4 protein-coding genes are annotated in these 4,137 nt (G+C 49.8%); 2 read left to right on the top strand and 2 right to left on the bottom strand.

Annotation, left to right across the window (positions count from 1 at the left end):
- Nucleotides 1-1,305 (top strand): CHAT domain-containing protein (locus J0895_RS23975; protein WP_207090500.1); only part of this gene is annotated, 1,305 nt, incomplete at its 5' end.
- Between the two features lie 233 nt (nucleotides 1,306-1,538).
- Here the strand turns inward: J0895_RS23975 and J0895_RS23980 are convergent.
- Together J0895_RS23980 and petJ are read right to left on the bottom strand one after the other, a co-directional pair.
- Nucleotides 1,539-2,246 carry a rhomboid family intramembrane serine protease gene (locus tag J0895_RS23980; RefSeq protein ID WP_207090501.1) on the bottom strand — a complete coding sequence of 236 codons (708 nt, stop codon included), beginning with the start codon at nucleotides 2,244-2,246 and terminating at the stop codon, nucleotides 1,539-1,541.
- A gap of 213 nt (nucleotides 2,247-2,459) precedes the next feature.
- On the bottom strand, nucleotides 2,460-2,792 hold the full coding sequence (gene petJ, locus J0895_RS23985; RefSeq protein WP_207090502.1) for a cytochrome c6 PetJ: 333 nt from the start codon (nucleotides 2,790-2,792) through the stop codon (nucleotides 2,460-2,462).
- A 344-nt stretch (nucleotides 2,793-3,136) separates the two neighbouring features.
- Here petJ and J0895_RS23990 point away from each other — a divergent pair.
- The coding region (locus tag J0895_RS23990; RefSeq protein ID WP_207090503.1) for a CBS domain-containing protein at nucleotides 3,137-4,137 on the top strand (1,001 nt) is incomplete at its 3' end.

Consider the following 4,137-nt stretch of genomic DNA (forward strand, 5'->3'; position numbering starts at 1 on the left):
AATGCTCTTAAACAAGAACTTGATACCTTGTTACGGGAATTGGATGAATTAAGGGCGGAAATTCGTCGGACTAGCCCCCGGTATGCTGCCCTGACTCAACCTCAACCCCTGACTGTCGAACAAGTTCAGCAGCAGGTTCTTGACAAGGATACTTTGCTCTTACAATATTCCCTAGGCGAAGACCGTAGTTTCCTCTGGGCGGTGACTCCGGACAGTGTGGAGGTTTATGAACTCCCCTCCCGATCGCAAATTGAGGAACTGGGTGAGGAATTTTATCGGTTAATGCAAAATCCCGACTATCGAGGTGAGAGTCGCAATATTACGGTTTCTCCTAACATTCCCCAAATTAATGCTTCTGCGACCCAACTCAGTCAGATGTTGCTGTCTCCAGTTGCGGATAAATTGCCTGGGAAGCGGTTGTTAGTGGTTGCCGATGGCGTGTTGAATTTTATCCCGTTTGCAGCCTTACCGACTCCGGGAGGTGGGGAGGAGTTGACGCCGTTGTTGGTGAATCATGAAATTATTAATCTGCCTTCTTCCTCGACGTTAGCGATTCTGCGTGAACAAGATGCGGGACGGCAATTGGCCCCGAAAACTGTCGCGTTAATTGCGGACCCGGTGTTTGAACTGGATGACGAACGGGTGACGGGACAAAGTGCGGTGAAGGCATCAGATTTGGGTCGGATTGTGGTGAACCGTTCTGCGGATACAATTATTGGGCGTCCGATTCCGGCCCTGCCGGGGACCCGGCAGGAAGCGGAGGCGATTTTGGCGTTAGTCCCGGCAGATGCGGCGATGTCGGCGTTTGATTTTGATGCCTCTCGGGCCACGGTGGCGAATACGGATTTAAGTCAGTATAAAATGGTGCATTTTGCCACTCACGGCTTTGTGAGTAGCAGTGCGCCGGAACTCTCGGGGGTGGTGTTATCCCTGGTGGATGAACGGGGGAATGCGGTGGATGGATTTTTGCGGCTGCATGACATTTTTAACCTGGAGTTGAATGCTGAAGTGGTGGTACTTTCGGCTTGTCAAACGGGACTGGGGGATTCGATTCGCGGTGAGGGGTTGGTGGGGTTGACTCGGGGGTTTATGTATGCCGGAACCCCTCGGTTGGTGGTGTCTTTATGGAATGTGGATGATGCAGCAACGGCAGAGTTGATGTCGAGTTTTTATGGGAAGTTGCTCTCACAGCAGATGACTCCAGCCCAAGCGTTGCGGGAGGCGCAGTTGGAGATGTTGGCCAGTGAGGACCGGAACTCTCCCTATTTTTGGGCAGCGTTTACGTTGCAGGGGGAATGGAAGTGAGGAGTGTGAGTTGGACGAGATAGGAGGCAGAGCCTCTAAGAGAGCATTCCCAGGCAGAGCCTGGGAACGAGGAAAGTTTTGTGAGAGAGAGGAACATTGTGTCTATAAAAAAGGAGTGCGAGCGTCTCGCTCGCTTTTTTCAGATGGCGAGTTAGATGCTCTCACTCCTTTTAGGAATATTGGGAAACGACTGAAGTCGGGACGTTGAACTTGGAGAATAGGGACAGGGTGAGTTAGACCGATCGCCGATTGTTAAACAACCCCAGTAATGGACCTAAAACTGCCCCAACGATGAATCCCCCGGCGTGCGCCCAATAGGCAATCCCACCACTTTCCATCCCAATATTGGTTTGTTGAGATAGACCCGCTATGCCGTAGAATGCTTGCTGGGCAAACCAAAATCCTAAAAAGAAGAAGGCAGGGATGCGGAATGTAGTCAGGAAAAATCCCAAGGGAACGAGGGTGAGAATTTTGGATTTGGGATATCGCAGGATGTAAGCACCCATGACTCCGGCGATCGCCCCAGATGCACCTAAAGAGGGAATGGTGGAATCCATTGAAAAGAACCACTGAGTTAAAACCGCTAAAGCACCACAGGCTAAATAAAAGATAATGTATTTGATATGCCCTAAGCAGTCCTCTACGTTATTTCCAAAAATCCACAGAAATAACATATTCCCCCCCAGGTGCAACCAACCTCCATGCAGGAACTGGGAACTAAATAGAGTAATCCATTCCGGAAACGCACTGGGGGTCGGTTCTCCGGCAAAACTGGCGGTGAGTTGTTGGGGAACTACTGCCCAGTCTTGCAAGAATGCATCTAACTGTCCCTGCTGTTGTAAAGAAACTTCGTACAAAAAGACCAAAATATTAACAACGATTAGGCCATAAGTGACATAAGGGGTAATTTCCGTTGGCGTTTCATCATGTAAAGGAACCACAGGTTTTATCTTGCTTTTTTCAAACGGTTTTGGACCAAGATAACAAATATCAGGGCGATCGCCAAATCACCAGAGGTACAGATCGGCGCAAAAAACCCCTCCGGCAGCCAGAGGGGTTTAATTTGAAAATGCACAAATTGCCGAAATCCGAAAGCGGAGGTTTCAAAGGACTTTCAGTGTAGTCGCCTCATCATTGGGGATGAGTCTAGCAATCTACCAGCCTTTTTCAGCTTGTTCGAGAACGTAGGTGGCGACATCTTCGATTTGAGCGTCATTCAAACGACCCAGAAAAGCAGGCATGGCATTCTTACCCTTCTTGACCTGGGTGATGATGCCGTCAAGAGAATTCATGCCATATTGCTCCAGGGCATCTTTTTTCAGGGTTTTGTTGGCCATAATCACGTTATTGCCACCGGTATGACAAGCGGCACAGTTGGCACTAAAGACTTTGGCACCATTGGCAGCATCTCCAGCGAAGGCAGGAGGCACGAAGGCAACAGTCAAGACGGCGATCGCCAGCAAAACGATGGATAATAGTCGCTTCAAAGTAGTTCTCCTCTATTCAACTCAGAATTTTCAGTCAAAAAGTATTTTATCCCGGTTCGTTAACATCCAACGCGATATGCCGAAACGATTCGGTGATGTTTTCCGTAAATTCCCAAACCGAGGCGATCGCCGGACCCTCTCAGCCTAACCCCCCATTTCCTGGACAACCCGGTTGCTCCGAGTCGGGTAAAAACCTTTACAGTAGAGGCAAAGTCGGCAATTTAGCTCCCCTCCGACATCCTCTTGGAGGGACTCCACCACCAGGACCTCAATCTATCACGATTGTGCATTCGTCCTTTACACTAAAGGGTGATGGGGAGATTTAACAAAAAGATGTAGCTGCAATGTTTGTGTCTTCTCTTAGACAGGCGATCAATCCCCAACCCATCACCACCACGGCGGATACCACTGTATCCGACGTGATCACCCTGATGAGTCGGGCCAGAACCAGTGGGGTCCTCATTCTGGACTCTGAGCGAGGAAACGGGACTCAACGGGAGCAGTTAATCGGGATTTTTACAGAACGGGATGTGGTCAGAATGATTGCGGCCTCTCAAGAAATTAAAGGGGTGGCCATTGGCGAAGTGATGACCAAAAAAGTTTTGACCCTGACCGAATCCTCAACAGAGGATCAAGATATTGTCACCGTACTCACCCTATTTCGCCAGCATGGAATTCGCCATCTTCCCGTGTTTGATGCGAATGGAACCCTCCTGGGTATCCTCACCCAACAGAGTATCCGCAGCGTCCTCAAACCGATTGATTTTATGCGTCTGCGGCGAGTGGCGGAAGTGATGAGCACTCGCGTGATTCATGCCCCGGTCTCTACCCCGGTGATCAATATTGCCAAACTCATGGCAATTTATAACGTCAGTTCCGTAGTGCTCGCTCAAGCTGATCACCCGGGATTAACTTCTTTCGATTCAACATGGGGAGTTTGGTCGGCAGATAGCTGTCAAATCAAACCTGTTCGCCCCGTGGGTATCATCACCGAACGGGATATGTTACAGTTCCGCAATCTTGAACTGGACCTGGAGAGCCTCAAAGCCTCGACAGTGATGAGTGCGCCCCTATTTCCGATTCCACCAGATGCCTCCCTGTGGGAAGCTCATCAGCAGATGCAACGGCGGCGGGTTCATCGATTAGTGGTAGTGGGGAAGGAAGGGGAACTCGGGGGAATTATCACCCAAACCAGTTTGTTGCAAGCCTTAGACCCGATGGAAATGTATGCGGAGATTGAGGTCTTGCAGGAATTATTGCAACAATCGGAATCGGAACGGGAAGCTCTGCTCAAGCAACTGATTGCTCGGAATAAATTGCTGGAATCTTTGGCGCTTACCGATGA

The sequence above is a fragment of the Phormidium pseudopriestleyi FRX01 genome (assembly GCF_017313335.1).
In the GTDB taxonomy this organism is placed as follows: Bacteria; Cyanobacteriota; Cyanobacteriia; order Cyanobacteriales; family Laspinemataceae; genus Laspinema; species Laspinema pseudopriestleyi.